The organism is Bradyrhizobium sp. HKCCYLRH2060 (assembly GCF_051168135.1).
Classification (GTDB): domain Bacteria; phylum Pseudomonadota; class Alphaproteobacteria; order Rhizobiales; family Xanthobacteraceae; genus Bradyrhizobium.
On the sequence record NZ_JBNPUK010000002.1, the window covers coordinates 234,837 to 250,709 of the forward strand.

The 15,873-nt window shown below is 64.7% G+C and carries 14 protein-coding genes; 6 read left to right on the forward strand and 8 right to left on the reverse strand.

The annotated features are described in order from the left end of the window. Positions 1-4 precede the first annotated feature (4 nt). The 4 genes from ACQR10_RS04885 to ACQR10_RS04900 all read left to right on the forward strand — a co-directional run bounded on the left by ACQR10_RS04885 (position 5) and on the right by ACQR10_RS04900 (position 5,443). Entirely contained in the window at positions 5-1,375 is a 1,371-nt protein-coding gene (locus ACQR10_RS04885) for a sigma-54-dependent transcriptional regulator (RefSeq protein ID WP_315799946.1), read from the forward strand. Positions 1,376-1,645: 270 nt separating this feature from the next. Continuing rightward, the gene (gene hfq, locus ACQR10_RS04890) at positions 1,646-1,894 is read left to right on the forward strand and encodes an RNA chaperone Hfq (RefSeq protein ID WP_006613906.1); all 249 of its coding nucleotides are present in this window, start codon (positions 1,646-1,648) and stop codon (positions 1,892-1,894) included. Positions 1,895-1,921: 27 nt separating this feature from the next. Further along, positions 1,922-3,301, forward strand: a complete 1,380-nt coding sequence (hflX, locus tag ACQR10_RS04895) for a GTPase HflX (protein ID WP_315799947.1) — start codon at positions 1,922-1,924, stop codon at positions 3,299-3,301. Between the two features lie 474 nt (positions 3,302-3,775). Beyond that, on the forward strand, positions 3,776-5,443 hold the full coding sequence (locus tag ACQR10_RS04900; protein ID WP_316178708.1) for an HNH endonuclease signature motif containing protein: 1,668 nt from the start codon (positions 3,776-3,778) through the stop codon (positions 5,441-5,443). A gap of 176 nt (positions 5,444-5,619) precedes the next feature. Here the strand turns inward: ACQR10_RS04900 and ACQR10_RS04905 are convergent, their stop codons facing one another. From ACQR10_RS04905 to ACQR10_RS04915, 3 genes are read right to left on the reverse strand one after another with little or no spacing between them, the layout of a single operon-like run. Further along, positions 5,620-7,353 (reverse strand): thiamine pyrophosphate-requiring protein, encoded by a 1,734-nt coding sequence (locus ACQR10_RS04905; protein WP_434848655.1) that lies wholly within the window; start codon positions 7,351-7,353, stop codon positions 5,620-5,622. Positions 7,354-7,369: 16 nt separating this feature from the next. Then, a complete protein-coding gene (locus ACQR10_RS04910; RefSeq protein ID WP_434848636.1) occupies positions 7,370-9,055 on the reverse strand; it encodes an FAD-dependent oxidoreductase in 1,686 nt (561 codons plus the stop codon). A gap of 24 nt (positions 9,056-9,079) precedes the next feature. Continuing rightward, complete coding sequence (locus tag ACQR10_RS04915) at positions 9,080-10,453, reverse strand: MFS transporter (RefSeq protein ID WP_434848635.1); 1,374 nt, start codon at positions 10,451-10,453, stop codon at positions 9,080-9,082. Between the two features lie 124 nt (positions 10,454-10,577). Here ACQR10_RS04915 and ACQR10_RS04920 point away from each other — a divergent pair, with 124 nt between their 5' ends. Further along, a complete protein-coding gene (locus ACQR10_RS04920) occupies positions 10,578-11,480 on the forward strand; it encodes a LysR family transcriptional regulator (RefSeq protein ID WP_315799952.1) in 903 nt (300 codons plus the stop codon). Here the strand turns inward: ACQR10_RS04920 and mazG are convergent, their stop codons facing one another. Further along, positions 11,481-12,323: a nucleoside triphosphate pyrophosphohydrolase gene (gene mazG, locus ACQR10_RS04925; protein WP_316178717.1), complete on the reverse strand. Its 843-nt coding sequence runs from the start codon at positions 12,321-12,323 to the stop codon at positions 11,481-11,483. 132 nt (positions 12,324-12,455) lie between these two features. Between mazG and queC the strand changes: the two genes are divergently transcribed. Beyond that, a complete protein-coding gene (gene queC, locus ACQR10_RS04930; protein ID WP_434848634.1) occupies positions 12,456-13,172 on the forward strand; it encodes a 7-cyano-7-deazaguanine synthase QueC in 717 nt (238 codons plus the stop codon). 52 nt (positions 13,173-13,224) lie between these two features. Here the strand turns inward: queC and ACQR10_RS04935 are convergent, their stop codons facing one another. The 4 genes from ACQR10_RS04935 to nthA form a co-directional block, all read right to left on the reverse strand. Then, a complete protein-coding gene (locus ACQR10_RS04935; RefSeq protein ID WP_434848633.1) occupies positions 13,225-13,992 on the reverse strand; it encodes a hypothetical protein in 768 nt (255 codons plus the stop codon). Positions 13,993-14,175: 183 nt separating this feature from the next. Further along, on the reverse strand, positions 14,176-14,562 hold the full coding sequence (locus ACQR10_RS04940) for a nitrile hydratase accessory protein (protein WP_315799956.1): 387 nt from the start codon (positions 14,560-14,562) through the stop codon (positions 14,176-14,178). After that, positions 14,559-15,221 carry a nitrile hydratase subunit beta gene (nthB, locus tag ACQR10_RS04945; protein ID WP_434848632.1) on the reverse strand — a complete coding sequence of 221 codons (663 nt, stop codon included), beginning with the start codon at positions 15,219-15,221 and terminating at the stop codon, positions 14,559-14,561. The genes ACQR10_RS04940 and nthB overlap by 4 nt, the downstream gene beginning before the upstream one ends. Beyond that, positions 15,221-15,856, reverse strand: coding sequence for a nitrile hydratase subunit alpha (nthA, locus tag ACQR10_RS04950; protein ID WP_434848631.1), 636 nt, complete (start codon positions 15,854-15,856; stop codon positions 15,221-15,223). The genes nthB and nthA overlap by 1 nt, the downstream gene beginning before the upstream one ends. Positions 15,857-15,873 lie beyond the last annotated feature (17 nt).

The window sequence follows — 15,873 nt, forward strand, 5'->3', positions numbered from 1 at the left end:
ACCCATGGCGAGTGATATTCTGATTGTCGACGATGAAGCCGATATCCGGGAGCTGGTCGCCGGCATCCTGGACGACGAAGGCTTCACGACGCGAACCGCGCGCGACAGCGATTCGGCGCTCGCGGAGATCACGAGCCGCCGTCCCAACCTGGTGTTCCTGGACATCTGGCTGCAAGGCTCCAAGCTGGACGGTCTGCAGCTGCTCGAGCAGATCAAGAAGGACCATCCCGACCTGCCGGTGGTGATGATCTCCGGCCACGGCAACATCGAAACGGCGGTCGCCGCGATCAAGCGCGGCGCCTATGACTTCATCGAGAAGCCGTTCAAGTCCGACCGCCTGATTCTGGTCGCGACGCGTGCGTTGGAGAATTCGCGGCTCAAGCGCGAGGTGCGCGAGCTGAAGCAGCTGGCGCCGACCGCGAGCACCATGACCGGTCGCTCGCCATCGATGAACCAGCTGCGCCAGACCATCGAGCGCGCCGCCAAGGCCAACAGCCGGATCCTGATCGTCGGCCCTCCCGGCTCGGGCAAGGAGCTCGCCGCGCGGTCGCTGCACGCGCAGTCGCCGCGCTCCGAAGGCCCGTTCGTCGTCATCAACGCCGCCGCGATCACGCCGGAGCGGATGGAGGAGGAGCTGTTCGGCATCGAGCAGTCCAATGGCGAGCAGGCGCGCAAGACCGGCGCGCTCGAAGAGGCCCACGGCGGCACGCTGTTCGTCGACGAGATCGCCGACATGCCACGCGAAACGCAGAACAAGATCCTGCGCGTGCTGGTCGACCAGACGTTTCAGCGCGCCGGCGGCACCACCAAGGTGCACGTCGACGTGCGCATCATCTCCTCGACCGCTCGGAATCTCGAGGAGGAGATTGCCGCCGGCCGTTTCCGCGAGGATCTGTATCACCGTCTGTCGGTGGTGCCGATCCGGGTTCCGCCGCTGTCGGAGCGCCGCGAGGACATTCCCGAGCTGATCGACTATTTCATGGACCAGATCTCGGTCACGACCGGCCTGCCGAAGCGGCAGATCGGGCAGGACGCCATGGCCGTGCTGCAGTCGCATGTGTGGCCCGGCAACGTCCGCCAGCTCCGCAACAACGTCGAGCGCGTGATGATTCTGGCCGCCGGTGGACCGGAGGTGATCATCACCGCGGACATGCTGCCGCCGGATGTGGGATCGATGGTGCCGGCGATGCCGACCAGCAACAATGGCGAGCACATCATGGGACTGCCGTTGCGCGAGGCACGCGAGGTGTTCGAGCGGGACTATCTGATCGCCCAGATCAGCCGCTTCTCCGGCAACATCTCGCGCACCGCCGAGTTCGTGGGCATGGAGCGGTCCGCCCTGCATCGCAAGCTGAAGGCGCTCGGCGTCGGCTGAGGCCTTCGGCTCGGCCAAACTTGCCGACTGGACGAATTTACATTGGAAAATTCGGCCAGTTCCGGAATTTTACGGATGAATCCGGGTCTTTTGGAACCGGCTTCCCTGCAAGCGGCTTGCCTAATATGCTCGCCTGTCTTCTAATCCGGCATCCCGTGGTCCCTCGAGGGGGATCTCAATGGACCATGGGTCACCTCGATGAATCCGGGGCCTGCGATCGGGTCATCGAAGGTTCAATAAGAAAAAGCACAAGACTGCGAGATAACAACAATGGCGGCCGACCGCGCACAAAACCTACAAGACACCTTTCTCAACCATGTCCGCAAAACCAAGACGCCGCTCACGATCTTCCTGGTCAATGGCGTGAAACTGCAGGGGATTGTCACATGGTTCGACAATTTCTGCCTGCTGCTCCGGCGCGACGGTCACTCGCAGCTCGTCTACAAGCATGCGATCTCCACCATCATGCCGGGAGCGCCGATCCAGCTGTTCGAGGGTGGCGAGGACGCGTCTGCGTGAGTCTGACCTGACGTGAGAGTGACCTGATTGGAACCCCGCGATCGCGAAGGGACCATCGGCCTGTCGAGGCCGGATGACAACAAGGGGACCGGGCTCGTCATCGTGGTCGGCCCCTACTTGCGAGCGCGCCGCGGCGACGATGGCGCGCAAGCAGGCCAATCCGACATGCGTGATTTCGAGGCGCGGATCGACGAGGCCGCCGGCCTCGCGCGGGCCATCGAGCTGACCGTGGCCGAGGCCATTCTCGCGCCGATCGGGCAGATTCGCCCCGCGACCTATCTCGGCAAGGGCAAGGTCGAAGAGATTGCCGGCGTGATCGCCGGCCATGGCGTCGAGCTGGTGGTGATGGATTGCGCGCTCTCGCCGATCCAGCAGCGCAACCTGGAGAAGGCCTGGAACACCAAGGTGCTCGATCGCACCGGCTTGATCCTCGAGATCTTCGGCCGCCGCGCCAAGACCAAGGAGGGCGCGCTGCAGGTCGAGCTCGCGCATCTCAACTATCAGCGCAGCCGTCTGGTGCGGTCCTGGACCCATCTCGAACGCCAGCGCGGCGGCTTCGGCTTCATGGGCGGTCCCGGCGAGACCCAGATCGAGGCCGACCGCCGGTTGATCGGCGACCGCATCACGCGGCTCGAGAACGAGCTGAAGAAGGTCCAGGCGACGCGGCGGCTGCATCGCGCCGGACGCCAGCGTGTGCCGTATCGCGTCGTGGCTCTGGTCGGCTACACCAATGCCGGCAAGTCGACGCTGTTCAATCGCCTGACGCGCGCCGACGTCCAGGCCGCCGACATGCTGTTCGCGACGCTCGATCCGACCTTGCGCGCGATCACGCTGCCGCATGGCGGCAAGGCGATGCTGTCGGACACCGTGGGCTTCATCTCCAACCTGCCGACGCAGCTCGTCGCCGCCTTCCGCGCCACGCTCGAGGAGGTGCTGGAGGCCGACGTGATCCTGCACGTCCGCGACATGTCGCACGAGGATGCCGAGGCGCAGCAGCACGATGTCGAACTGGTGCTGAGCCAGCTCGGCATCGATCCCGAAGCCACCGACACCATCATCGAGGTCTGGAACAAGATCGACCGGCTCGACGCGGCTGCGCGCGAGAACCTCGCCAACATCGCCGCGCGGCGTCCGCCGGAGCGGCCCTGCCTGCTGGTCTCGGCCGAAACCGGGGAGGGCGTCGACGCGCTGCTGCAGACCATCGAGGACCGGCTCGCGGCGGCGCGCACCACGTTGGACCTCACCATCGACGCCGCCGACGGCGCCGGCATCTCCTGGCTGCACCGCAACGCCGAGGTGCTGGCCAAGGAGCTGCACGAGGGCCATTACGACATGACCGTGCGCGTCGACGCCACCAAGCGCGACATCGTGGTGGAGCGCTATCACGGCGTGCCCCGGGTTGCGTAGAATAGTAAAGGTATCCAACCACTATCGATTGCCACTCGATCGAGTGCGCAACCATCCAAATCAACTGATTTGAGCGCTTATTCGCTATATTCTTTGAGCGTCTCCGGCGGCCGCTTAGTGGGCCACCATCAGCTTCATCGCGCAGCAAAATCAAGCAGATGCAGCCGATTCAACGGCTCTAACAGCCATCTCGGCTCACAGACGCGGATGACTTTACAGACAAAAAACTTACAACTAAAACGTGTCAATCATAATATTGATTTGTATCAATAGCGGCCGACGGCCACGCCGTTCAGAAGTGCCTTTCGTTCAAATGAGATTATTTTGTCGAGCGACATGCGGGTTGCGCGTATGGCCTCAAGAGAAAAAATCCGACAGAGTGTCCGAACCTCGATCTTTATGAGATCGATTGGTCACTGTGAGTACGGTGCTTGTGGGGAAATCGCTGCAAGATGGTCCAATGGGCACATCGAGATGATCGGCGAACTCTGCCACATCCTGCCGGTGAATGATGGCAGTCGATCCGAATTCAAAGCATCGTTTCCGCACGTCGATCTCGATTCTGAAAACAACTTGATGCTGCTTTGCCGAAAGCACCATCACCTGATCGATCAGGAAAAACCGAGCGAATACCCGCCGGCGATCCTCTTCCAGATGGTCATGAACAAAGCTCGTCACGTCGCTAGATTCGTAGATGACTTGTTTCAGAGCAGTCCATTCAGGTTCGACCACCACGAGTTGGCGCAAGATGTCAGGGTCGGTCGAATCTATGACCTGATGAATGAGGCGACCCTGAGCGGACCAAAAGAGGGGCGCAGTCTTCTCCGGGAGGCAGAGCGTGTTCTAGGCGATATTGCGCTCAACCCGTTGGTCGAAACTGCCGTGCAATGGGTGGAGTTGGCGCGACTTGAACTCAAGACGACGTCGTTGGAGAACGACTATTCTTCGTCTCGATGGGAGAAGGGTCTGCAGGCGAGCACCGCTCTGCTGAGAAAGATAGCAGACGCGCGAAAGGTGCCCGTCGCGGTTTCGCTTATGCTGCTTTTCTTAAGGGATGAGTACAGCGTATTCGATACGCAAAAGAAGCTCACATTGGCAAAGGCTCTGAACGACAAGCTCGATTCAGTTAGTGCTTCAGCTGAAGATCAGGACGCCTTGGCCTATATCTTAATAGTGAAGTCAGCCGTCGTCAGGTGGCGAGGCCGCTTGCAGCGACTTCAATCACACCAGGAGAGTTCGTTCAGCGAAGCTGAACGCTGCGCGAAACGTAGCCTGTCTCTCGTCAGATCCTCGTCGGCGTTGCTGCAGTCTTTGCTCGTGGAATACTCGAAGGCAAGATTGCTCCCGCTGAGGTCGGTTGCGGAGTATGATGAACGGATAGCCGCTATAGGCCAGAGTTTGGAGGGCCCCGAACTTCTAGAATACGGCGCGTCTGCAAAATATCGTCCAATCTTCTATCGGCAGACGTTTCAATATACCAAGTCGATAGACGCATTTTGGAAGGGCATCGATTTCGGATTTCGTCCTGCGTTGAGCCGAGTGGCGTACATCATAGGCGAGGCGTCGACTGCTGCATATTCGCAAGATCGAAGCAGGGGATTGACCATTGTGAATGACGCGCTCTCGTTTCTTTCGGAGTCATTGCGTCAGGGCTTCGACCATGCCCACAATTTCAAGGCCTGGATTGCTTGCAGGTCCATCGTGGATGAAGAGTGGTTCGATGTTAACCTGTTATCTAAGTTTGAGACTGACCTCGAAGCTCCAAACCAACTCGCAAACATCTTGACTGATGCGCGACGGCGTTTTTTCGGGCAAGACGCATTCGGCCACGACGTGCTCTTCGGTGTTGATGAAGCGGAGTTCTGGACGATGCTAGGTACCTTAACTGCTCGTTGTAGATCTGATCTGGATCTCGCAATGCGGTTTTTCGAACGCGCCAATCGCTATGGAGGGCATAAGTTTCCGATACATGCTGCACGTGTGCGGGCCTGCTTGCATGTAAAGCGTCTGGAGGAAGCACGGGCGCACCTAGTTAGGGCACGGAGCGTGGCAGGCGCGCGATATGGGAGCGCGATCGCTGATCTGGAAGCGTCCCTCGCCAGATTGGAAGATTTACCGGGTCTGTCCCGAAGCTCGGCATGATTCATTTCATACCTCATGTTCAACTGGCCTTCTCCGTGTCGTTCCATAGTTGTCGACATCTTCAGGCAAGGACCACTTGCAGAGTGGCCCCGTCAGCAGGGACGAGCTCGATGTAGGCAAAGAGAACTGACCGCCGTGCCGGGTCAGACCGCGCCGTTTGGTCGCGCCCGATCGAACTAAAGCGGCGTGATGTCCACATGCAGCACCGCGGCGCGACCGCCATCGACGGCTGCGACGCAGCGCTCGATCGCCGCATCGAGGGCATCGGGATCGTCGACCCGCTCGCCATGGGCCCCAAATGCGCTGGCGATGTCGGCGAGACGGCGCTGCTCGTCCTGACGGCCGGTGCAGAGCCGGGACAGAAACGAGTCCGTCCGCTGGGCCGTGCCATCGGGATAGACGCGCTGAACCGACGCCTTCACCGCCTGCCATCCGTTGTTGTCGAGGATCACGGTCAGGATCGGGAGCTGGTATTGCTGCGCTACGGCGTAGACGGAATCCGGTGCGGCGAAATGGTAGGCGCCGTCGCCGACGATCTGCACCACGCGCGTCGAGGGATTGGCGAGCTTGAGCCCGAGCGCCATGCCGCCGCTGAAGCCGAGGCCGCCGCCAGCGAGGCCCACATAGGTCATCGGCCTAGTGCGGCGAAGCTGCTGCTGCAGGAGCGGCGCATTGCGGACCGCCTCGTTGACGACGATGTCGTCCTCCGACAGATGCGCCTGCAGCCGCGCGAACAGATAGGCCGGGTTGATCGCGCCGGTCCGGCCCTTCTGGCCCGCCGCGGCGGTGCGTTTCGCCTGTGCCGCCTCGCGGGCCGGCTGCCAGCTCGCGATCCGATCGCGCACTTTTCTCAGATACGCATCGTCGGCACGGGCGACGACGATCTCCAGGACCTGGCGGAGAATGACGGCCGAATCGCCCTGAATGCGAAGGTCGGTGGCAAATCCCCACATCGGGATGTCCGCCTTCAGGGCGTCGATGTCGATCTGGATCCAGCGCAGCCGATCGGCCGCCTTCAGCATCTGTGGAATGAAGGGCACGTCGATGTCGATGAGCAGTCCGAGGTCGGCGCCTGCGATGAGCGCGGCGGGGTCGGCGCCCGCAAAGCAGGGGGAGTCCTGGCAGATGTTCATCGTGACGGGATTGAACTCGGCGACGCGGATGCCGCACACCAGCGCCAGCCGCTCCATGACGGAAACCGCCTCGGCGCTGCGGCCGAGATAGGCGGTCAGCGCGATCGGATTGTCCGCCTTCATCAGCGCGTCCGCGATCGCCTGCGCCCGTTCCGGCTCGATGCCTCCCGCTTTGACGCTGCCATAGCGCGCGGCCGGGTAGGCCGGCATCGCCTGCTCGTCCCAGGTCTCGGCCAGGGTTTCCCGCGGCAGCATCATGTAGACCGGGCCGGGCGGATCACTGTGCATGAATGCGGCGGCGCGGGCCACCGCCTCCTTGACGACGACGCCCGACGGCAGCGTGTATTCCCATTTGACATAGGGCCTGATGACGCTGCCCTGATCGAAACTCTCCTGCACGAAGTGGACGTAGGTGTCACGTCCTCCCGGCAGCTCGCCATGCAGCGCGAACGGAGCCCGCCCCGCGAACAGCAGCACCGGCAACCGGTAGCGAAACGCGTTCTGAATGGCCATGCACGCGTTCGCCGTGCCGGCATCGACGTGGACGAACACGGCCTGGCCGCGGCCGGTCGCACTCGCATAGCCCATCGCCATGTGCACCGCGACCACCTCGTGGGGGCACAGGATCACCTCTGGGTGCCGTCGGCCTTCGCTGTCCCAGCGCGCAAGTTCCTCGATCAGCGAGACATGATCGGTGCCGAGATTGGCAAAGATGTAGTCGACGCCCATCTCGACGAGCGCCTCGAGGAAGTAGTGCGCGGTGGTGTGGCGGGTCATGGCGCGGTGGCGCGGATCAGGCGACGACGGCATTGTCACGGCGCACGGCCTCAGGCTGGGTTGTGAGGCCGCGCAGGCGGCCCAAGAGGTTGTCGGGCTCTTTCGGTGCGGCCATGCCACGCCAGGCGATGTGGGAATCCGGCCGCACCAGCAGCAGGCTTTCGGCAAAGCCATAGCCGGCCGCGGCCCGGTCGACGTCGACCACAGTTAGGGGAACGCCATGCCGAGCTGCGGCCTCGACGAGCGCCGTGACATCGACGGCCGGATCGAACCGGACCAGCGTGTAGGCCGGGCCGAGCGCATCCAGCAGCGATCGGCCATCGGCGAGCCACACATGAGGGGCGCGTGCGCCCGGCACCGTGGACGCAGTGAAATGGCCCATGCCGTAGGGCGGCGGCGTCTCGCCATCGTACGAAATGGCCGGTGACCGGTCATAGTAGTAGCCGAAGTTCAAGCCGGCGCAGCAATATTGCTGCACGTTGAGATCGTAGGCGGCCTTGCCGACCTTGCTACGCGCCGCGTCGCCGACGGGGCCCTCCATTTCGACCTCGGCAGGCACGGCGCGCCGCTGGCTCATCACGGCGAGCGCATGGTTCATCGCGAAGTGCGACACCTGCTCGGTAATCGGCTGACGCTCCGCCTCATAGGCGTCCAGCAGGGCGGGGGCAGCCCAGCCGTGCAGCACGCCGGCGAGCATCCAACACAGGTCGACCGCATCGGCGATCCCCGCATTCATGCCGTAGCCGGCATAGGGAATCCACAGATGCGCGGCATCGCCACAGATGAAGGTGCGGCGATCGCGGAAGCGGTCCGCCACCAGGCGGCGTCCGATCCAGTCCTCCTTGCTGATGATCTCATACTGGAAACGGTCGTCGACGCCGAGAATGGTGCGCAGCGCCCAGTCGCGATCGACACTGTCGAATTCGACTTCCTCGGCCGCGAGGTGGTTGTGGATCAGCCAGTTGTCGCGGCCGTCGATGGAGACGGTAGTGCCGCAGCGCCGCGGGTTGAGCGACATCGTCATCCAGGCCGGCTTCTGGGTGATCAGGTCCTTCAGCGCGGGGGCACGGATGTAGGTCGACTGCACCCGCTGTACGACATCGGTGCCGCCGAGCCGTGCGCCGATCAGCTTGCGCACCGCGGAGCGGCCGCCATCGCAGCCGATCAGATAATCGGCCGAAATTGTGATGTCCTGGCCGGTGTCGAGATCGCGCGCCCGCGCGATCACGCCGTCTTCATCCTGGTCGAACCGATCGACCTCGACGCGGTTGAGAATCGTGATGCCGCGTTGCGCCTCGGCGCAAGCGAACAGGATGGGCTCGAGATAGATCTGGTTGATGCGATGGGGCGGCTCGGGCGTCGGCCAATCGGTGTCGGGTCCACCGGTCGCCGTATAGCGATCCTGGCGGGACGGAATCGGAATGCGGGTCAGCTCGCGGCCGACGACCGCGGTGCGATAGGCGCAGTCGTTGGGAAAGTCGGCCGGCAGGCCGCCTTCGCGCACGTGTTGGACGATACCAAGGCGGCGGAACACCTCCATGGACCGCGCGGAAACGTGGTTGCACTTCACGTTGGGCGGCTCTCCGGCGCGCCTGATCTCGGCGACGACGACGTCGATGCCGCGCGAGGCAAGGTCCATGGCGGCGGTCAGCCCGACCGGGCCGGCACCCACGATGAGCACCTGGGTTTGAATCGTCTTCATGTCAGTTCTCTTTTTAATTTGAACCTAGGCACGCTCGGCTGTCGAAAGCGTGTCCCGCTGCGCGTCGCCGGCGCTCGGAAGACTGCCGCGCATGCCAAGGACGGCAAGGCCGAGGATCACCAGTGCCGAGAACAGCTGCGGCACCGCGCTCGCCTGAAACAGCGAGGACACGTCCCATTTCGCCGCGAGCATCAGCCCGCCGAGCGTGACGCCTAGGATCGAGCCGAAGCGGCCGATGCCGAGCGCCCAGCCGATGCCGGTGCCACGGATGTAGGTCGGATAGATCCGCGCCGCGTAGGCGTTGCAGCCGATCTGTCCGCCGATCACGGCGACGCCGGCGATGAAGACCGCGGGCACCAGGATCGGCAACGAGGCGCCGGCGATGCCGATGGTGACGATCGAGAGGAAGCCGGCGACGTAGGTCACGAACAGGACGCGATCGAAGCCGAACCGTTCGATCAGCAGGCCGAGCCCGACGGTGCCGAGCATGCCGCCGAGCTGAAAGGCGACGCCGACCGCGATCGCCGCCTGGACGTCGAGGCCGACACCATGCGTCAGCGTCGGCAGCCAGCTGTTGAGGAAATAGATGTCCATCATGTTCATGAAGAACATCACCCACAGCAGCAGGGTCGGGAGCAGGCGCCGCTTGGTGAACAACTGCGGCAGCAGGAAGCCCTTGCCGCTCTCCTCGACGATGGTGAACCGCGCATCGGCCGGAAGCTGGGCCGTGGGATCGATGCGCGCCAGCAACGTGCGCACGCGTTCGCTCCTGCGCGGATCGAGCGCCATCAGCGAGAGCGATTCCGGCAGCCAGACGATCAGGACCGGACAGAGGATGAGCGGCAGAGCGCCGCCAATGAGAAAGATGATCTGCCAGCCATAGGCGGTGATGAGCTTGGCCGCGACCGCTCCGCCGATCGCCGACCCCAGCGACACGGTCATGAACATCAGCATGATCAGCAAGGTTCGGCGACGCTGCGGGGAATATTCGCCGGTCAGCGCGATGGTGTTGGGCAGGACGCCGCCGAGCCCGATTCCGGTCGCGAAGCGGAGGACGACGAGGTCGGATATGCTGGTGGCCTGCGTCGTCGCCAGCGAGCCGAGCGCGAATACGAGAACGCCGGCCACCACCAGCCATTTGCGTCCGAGATAGTCGGCCAGCGCGCCGAACACCAGCGAGCCGATCATCACGCCGAACAGGGACGCACCGAACACGGGCCCCAACGCGCCCGGCGCCAGATGCAAATCCTTGCTGAGGGCAGGGGCGACGAAGCCGAGCGCCTGGGCATCGAAGCCGTCGAGCCCGACGACCAGCGCGCACAGGCAGATCACCCGGATCTGGAATCCCGACAGCGGCCGCTCGTCGACGTAGCGCGTGAGATTGATCGCCTGCGTCAAATGTCCCTCCCCATGTGCTTGTTGTTGCCGGGCCGCTTCGCCGCTCCGGCTGTTTGCAAATATGTTGCATGATCAAACTCTTTCGATTAGCCACAAAATTCTCATTCATTCATGAGGAAAGCTAATGCCCCCGACCCTGCGGCAACTGGAGGCCCTGGTCTTGGTGTATCGGCTCGGCAGCATCACCAGGGCGGCCGCCGAGCTGCGCGTCACGCAGTCGGCGATCAGCCTCTTGATCCGGCAGATCGAGGAGAACTTTCAGCTCAAGCTGTTCGAGCGCACGACGCGGGCGCTGCATCCGACGGCGGCCTGCCGCGAGGCGATCACCGCCGCCGAGCGCATCCTGGCGGGAGCGCAGGGGCTGTCGCAGCGGATGCGCGACCTTGCCGAGATCAAGGCCGGCCGGATTTCCATCGCGGTCTCAGCGGGCGTGGCGTCGGCGCTGCTGCCACGCGTGTTCGCGACCTTCCGGTCGCGCCATCCCGAGGTGAGGATCGACCTGCGTGATGTCGCGCCTGACGAGCTGCTCGCGATCGTGATGGCCGGGCAGGCGGAGTTCGGCCTCGGCAGCGTCGAGGACGAGGGCGTGCCGGAGGTCCGGATCGACACACTGATGCAGAGTCCGCTGTCGGCCATCGGCATCAAGGACGGCCGGTTCGAGAAGCACCGCCGCCTGACGTGGGACGGCATCATGAGCTCCGAGCTGATCACGATGCGTCACGGCACGCGGATCCGCAGTCAGATCGACGAGGCGCTGGCGCAGACGGGGCGGGCGCTGAAGCCGGCCTGGGAGGTGTCGCTGATCACCACCGCGCTGGCGCTCACGGCGGAGGGCGCAGGCCTGAGCATCCTGCCCGCGCACATGCTGCCGAAGGCACAATTTCCGACGCTCGTTGCCATCCCCCTGTCGCAGCCGACGATCCATCGGCACGTCTCGCTCTTGAGCCGCGCCGATTTCGGATTGTCGCCCGCCGCGCAGCGCTTCGTCGAGATCGCGAAGGCCGTGCTGTCGCGCAAGGGCGGCTGATCACGGCTTCGGAGACGGGGGACGCTCCTTCTCCAGTCGCTTCGCCTCGTTCCACAATTCGTCCATCTCGTCGAGCGAGGCTTCTTCGAGGCTGCGGCCCTTGGCCGTCAGCGCCTGTTCGATGTGCGCGAAGCGGCGCTCGAACTTGGCGTTGGTGCCGCGCAACGCGGTCTCCGGATCGACATCGGCATGGCGGGCGAGATTGACCAGCGCGAACAGGAGATCGCCGGTCTCTTCGGTCAGCTCGGTCGCATCTCTGTTGTCGAGGGCGGCCTCGATCTCGTCGGCCTCCTCGCGGATCTTCTGCAACACGGCACGCGGATCGTTCCAGTCGAAGCCGACGGTCGCGGCCTTGCGCTGCAGCTCCATCGCGCGCACCAGCGCCGGCTGTCCGGCCTTGATCCCTGCCAGCAGCGAGGACTTGCTCGTCCGCTCCTCGGGCGGGCGGCGCGCGGCGCGCTCGGCCTTCTCCTCGGCCTTGATGCGGTCCCAGGTGCCCTTGGTGGGCTGGGTGACGTTGCCGTCCTTGTCCGGGAACACATGCGGATGGCGGCGGATCATCTTCTTCGTGATGCCCTCGACGACGTCGCCGAACGCGAACGCGCCTTGCTCCTCGGCGATGCGGGCGTGATAGACCACCTGCAGCAGGAGATCGCCGAGCTCCTCGCGCAGATCGTCGATGTCGTCGCGCGTGATCGCGTCGGCCACCTCATAGGCTTCCTCGATGGTGTAGGGCGCGATCGTCTGGAAGGTCTGCTCGACGTCCCACGGACAGCCGGTGACCGGCGTGCGCAGCGCCGCCATGATCTCGATCAGGCGGGAGATGTCGCGGGAAGGGATCATGGGCAGGTCCTGACAGCATCGTTCGATCCTGTCCTGTATGCCCCAAGCGGCGCGCGGCTCCCAGCAAAAAGGCCATGACGCGGGATCGCTCCGCAGGTTGGCCCGACCCGTCGATGATGCTAAGCGGGAGCCATGAATGAGCAGGACACGACGGCCCTGGTGCTGTTCTCGGGCGGGCAGGATTCCACGACGTGCCTGGCCTGGGCGCTCGACCGCTTCGCGCGCGTTGAGACGATCGGATTCGCCTACGGCCAGCGCCATGCGATCGAACTCGCCTGTCGCGACCGGCTGGTCGAGGGCATCGCGCGCCTGCGTCCCGACTGGGCGGTCAAGCTCGGTGACAGCCACACGCTGGACATTCCGACGCTGGCTGCGATCTCGGAGACGGCGCTGACGCGCGACGTCGCGATCGAGATGGGCGCCGACGGCCTGCCCAACACCTTCGTGCCGGGCCGCAACCTGGTGTTCCTGACCTTCGCCGCGGCGCTCGCCTATCGCCGCGGCATCCACCACATCGTCGGCGGCATGTGCGAGACGGACTATTCGGGCTATCCGGACTGCCGCGACGAAACCATCAAGGCGCTGCAGAGCGCGCTGAGCCTCGGCATGGCGCGCGCGTTCGAGCTGCACACGCCGCTGATGTGGCTGTCGAAGGCCGCGACCTGGCAATTGGCGCACGATCTCGGCGGCACCGGCCTCGTCGACCTGATCCGCGACCAGTCGCACACCTGCTATCTCGGCGAGCGCGGCGCGCGGCACGATTGGGGCCATGGCTGCGGGCAGTGTCCCGCCTGCGAGCTGCGCGCCAAGGGATGGCGCGAGTACATCGCGGCGGGCGGGCCATCCTGAATCGGAAGCGGGGCCCTCGAGCCCCGCGGAGAGTTGCGCGACAGACGAGCGCTCAGGCGGCTTCGGTGTCCGACGGCTCGCGCTGGCTGACGATGACGAGATCGGCATCGGCGACGTCGTGGCCGTCATCGGCCTGGTTAGCGGCAGCGGAGGCCGCCTGCGCAACGAGACGCGCGGTGATCTCGTCCTTGGCGTCCTTGCCGCTCTTCTCCCAGGCGGGTGCGTTCAGCACCACGATGTCGTCGTCCTCCGCGGCATCATCCTGATCGGCGGGCACGATCGATGGCGACTTCGCCGGAGTATCGACGACACGCAGGGTGGGGGCCCCGGCTTCGACCGGCTCGTCCTCGGCTGAAGCCGTTTCGTCTTCGGCCATTTCGGGCTGGGCCGGCTCGACGGGCGTGGCCTCTTTGGCGGAGGCGTCGGTTTCGGCGCTCGCCATTGCCTCAGCAGCTTCGGCGGGCTGCTCGGCGGCCGCGGCGGGGCTCTCTGCGGCAGGCGCCTCATCAGCCGGCGTGAGGCCGAGATGCTGCGAGATCTCCTTGATCACGCGGTCGATCGCCACCAGCACGCGATATTCCGGGATCGAGGCCATGTGCTGCTCGAACCGGTTGCGCGCATATTGCAGCGAGTCGATCACGTCGGTGGCGATGGAGGAGCCCGACGCCTCGGTGCCGTGCAGGGCGCCCGCGGCCTTCTCGGTCGAGCTTTCGATCAGCAGGAAGGCCTCGTATTGCGGAATCGATTTGAGCTTCTCGTGATAGTCCTGGCGCACGCCGGCGAGCGTGTCGACGATGGTGGCGAACTCTGGCGCGGGCATTTCGACGTCCCCCTCAACTTCAGCAAAGAAGATGCGGGACGCTACGGACGCACTGATGAATGTTCAATTTCGAACGAATACGGCTGTTCGCGGCATGAATAGCCGGCCGTTAAGACCGGCCCACCAAAAGCAGGATCGCCCGCTCACCGGGCATTAAGCATTCTTACGACGCGCACGAAGGGCTCAACCGACGAAATCCTCGGGCTTGAGCTCGATCGGCCTGCCATGCGGGGTGCGATCGGCAGCGTGATCCCAGGCATCGCGGTAACGCGTCAGCGCGTCCGCGGAGGTGACGCCCTTCTCGGCGACGAGCCGCTCGAGCGTCGCCAGCCAGTGCCGGTAATAGGTATCGCCGCAATCGGGATCACCAGACGCTTGCGCGCGCGAAATCTCCTCGGCGAGCGCAGCCGCCCATTCGGGCCAGGTGAAGAGGCCGCGGGCGTGCAGCGTGACGGCCATCGCGAAGGCGTGCGCTTCCCACGGCTCGCGAAACACGGGCCCACTGTCATCGACCGGAATGCCGGGCAGGGCGCGCGTCGCCGCGACCGCCGCCTCACGGTCCGGTGTCATCGGGCTGGCTCCAGATAGGGCTCGAAGGCGTCGACCGTCACCTCCAGCAGCGGATCGGGCGCGTCGGCCCACAGCTCGGCGCCGCTGAACGACACCGTGTAGAGCCATTGCGGGTCTTCGCCGCCGCCATGGGCGTTGCTGTCGGGAAACACGTGCACGCCCCGGATCGCCTCGATGCGGCCGAGATGGCCGCGCACATAGCGCGGCAGCCGCGTATGCGTCGCCGGATGGATGTCCTTGGCGCGCACGCGGTCGCCGACGGCGAACCGCGCCGGCTTGGTTTCCGCGCGTTCGGTCGGACCGCCGCGACGCAGGGTCGCCGCGACGGCATCTGGAGTGAGGATCCTGGCGACGGGCCTGGCCGGATGCAGCGCCTCGCCGGCGGCGATCTCATCGGCGTCGACCAGATGCCGCTCCTGCATCAGCCGTTCGATGCCCGCGAGCCAGATCTGGTAGTAGCTCATGCCGAGGTAATCGTCCGGCGGACGGTTCTCGCGCGCGAAGCGCGACATGTCGATGTTCCAGCCGCCGGGCGTCGCCATTGCCAGCGTCATGGCGAACGCACGACGCTCCCATTCGGCGTGAAACACCGGCTCGTTCGGCTCGGGGCGGACCGGACCGAAGCCGGCGACGCCGCCCATGTCATGCGCGCCATCCATCAGCTACCGACCTCATGCGGTTGCTTCGGCAGCCCGGTGCCGATCATGCTGTCGCGCGTGACGAGTTCGGCGAGCTGCTCCGCGCTCCAGCCGTCGGTCCCCGCGGGACGCATCGGCAGCACGAAATAGCGGACCTCGGCGGTCGAATCCCACACCCGGATCTTCGTCGTCGGCGGCAGCTCGAAGCCGAAATCCTTCAGGACGCCGCGCGGATCCTTCACCGCCTTGGCGCGATAGGGCGCCGATTTGTACCAGACCGGCGGCAGGCCGAGCACGGGCCACGGGTAGCAGGAGCACAGCGTGCACACGACCATATTGTGCAGATCCGGCGTGTTCTCGACCGCCACGATGTGCTCGCCCTGGCGGCCGGCATAGCCGAGCTCACCGATCGCCGGCGTGGCCTCGGCAAGAAGGCGCGCCCGATAGGCGGGATCGGTCCAGGCCCGCGCCACGACCTGGGCGCCGTTGCGGGGACCGACCTTGCTCTCATAGGTCTCGATGAGCACGTCGAGCGCAGCAGGATCGATATACCCCTTCTCGGTCAGGATGCTTTCGAGCGCGCGGACGCGCAGATCGGTCTCGGACAAGTCCGAGTGATCGCGCGGATGGTCGTGATGGTGATCGTGATCCGTCATGACTCAACCATAGGCGT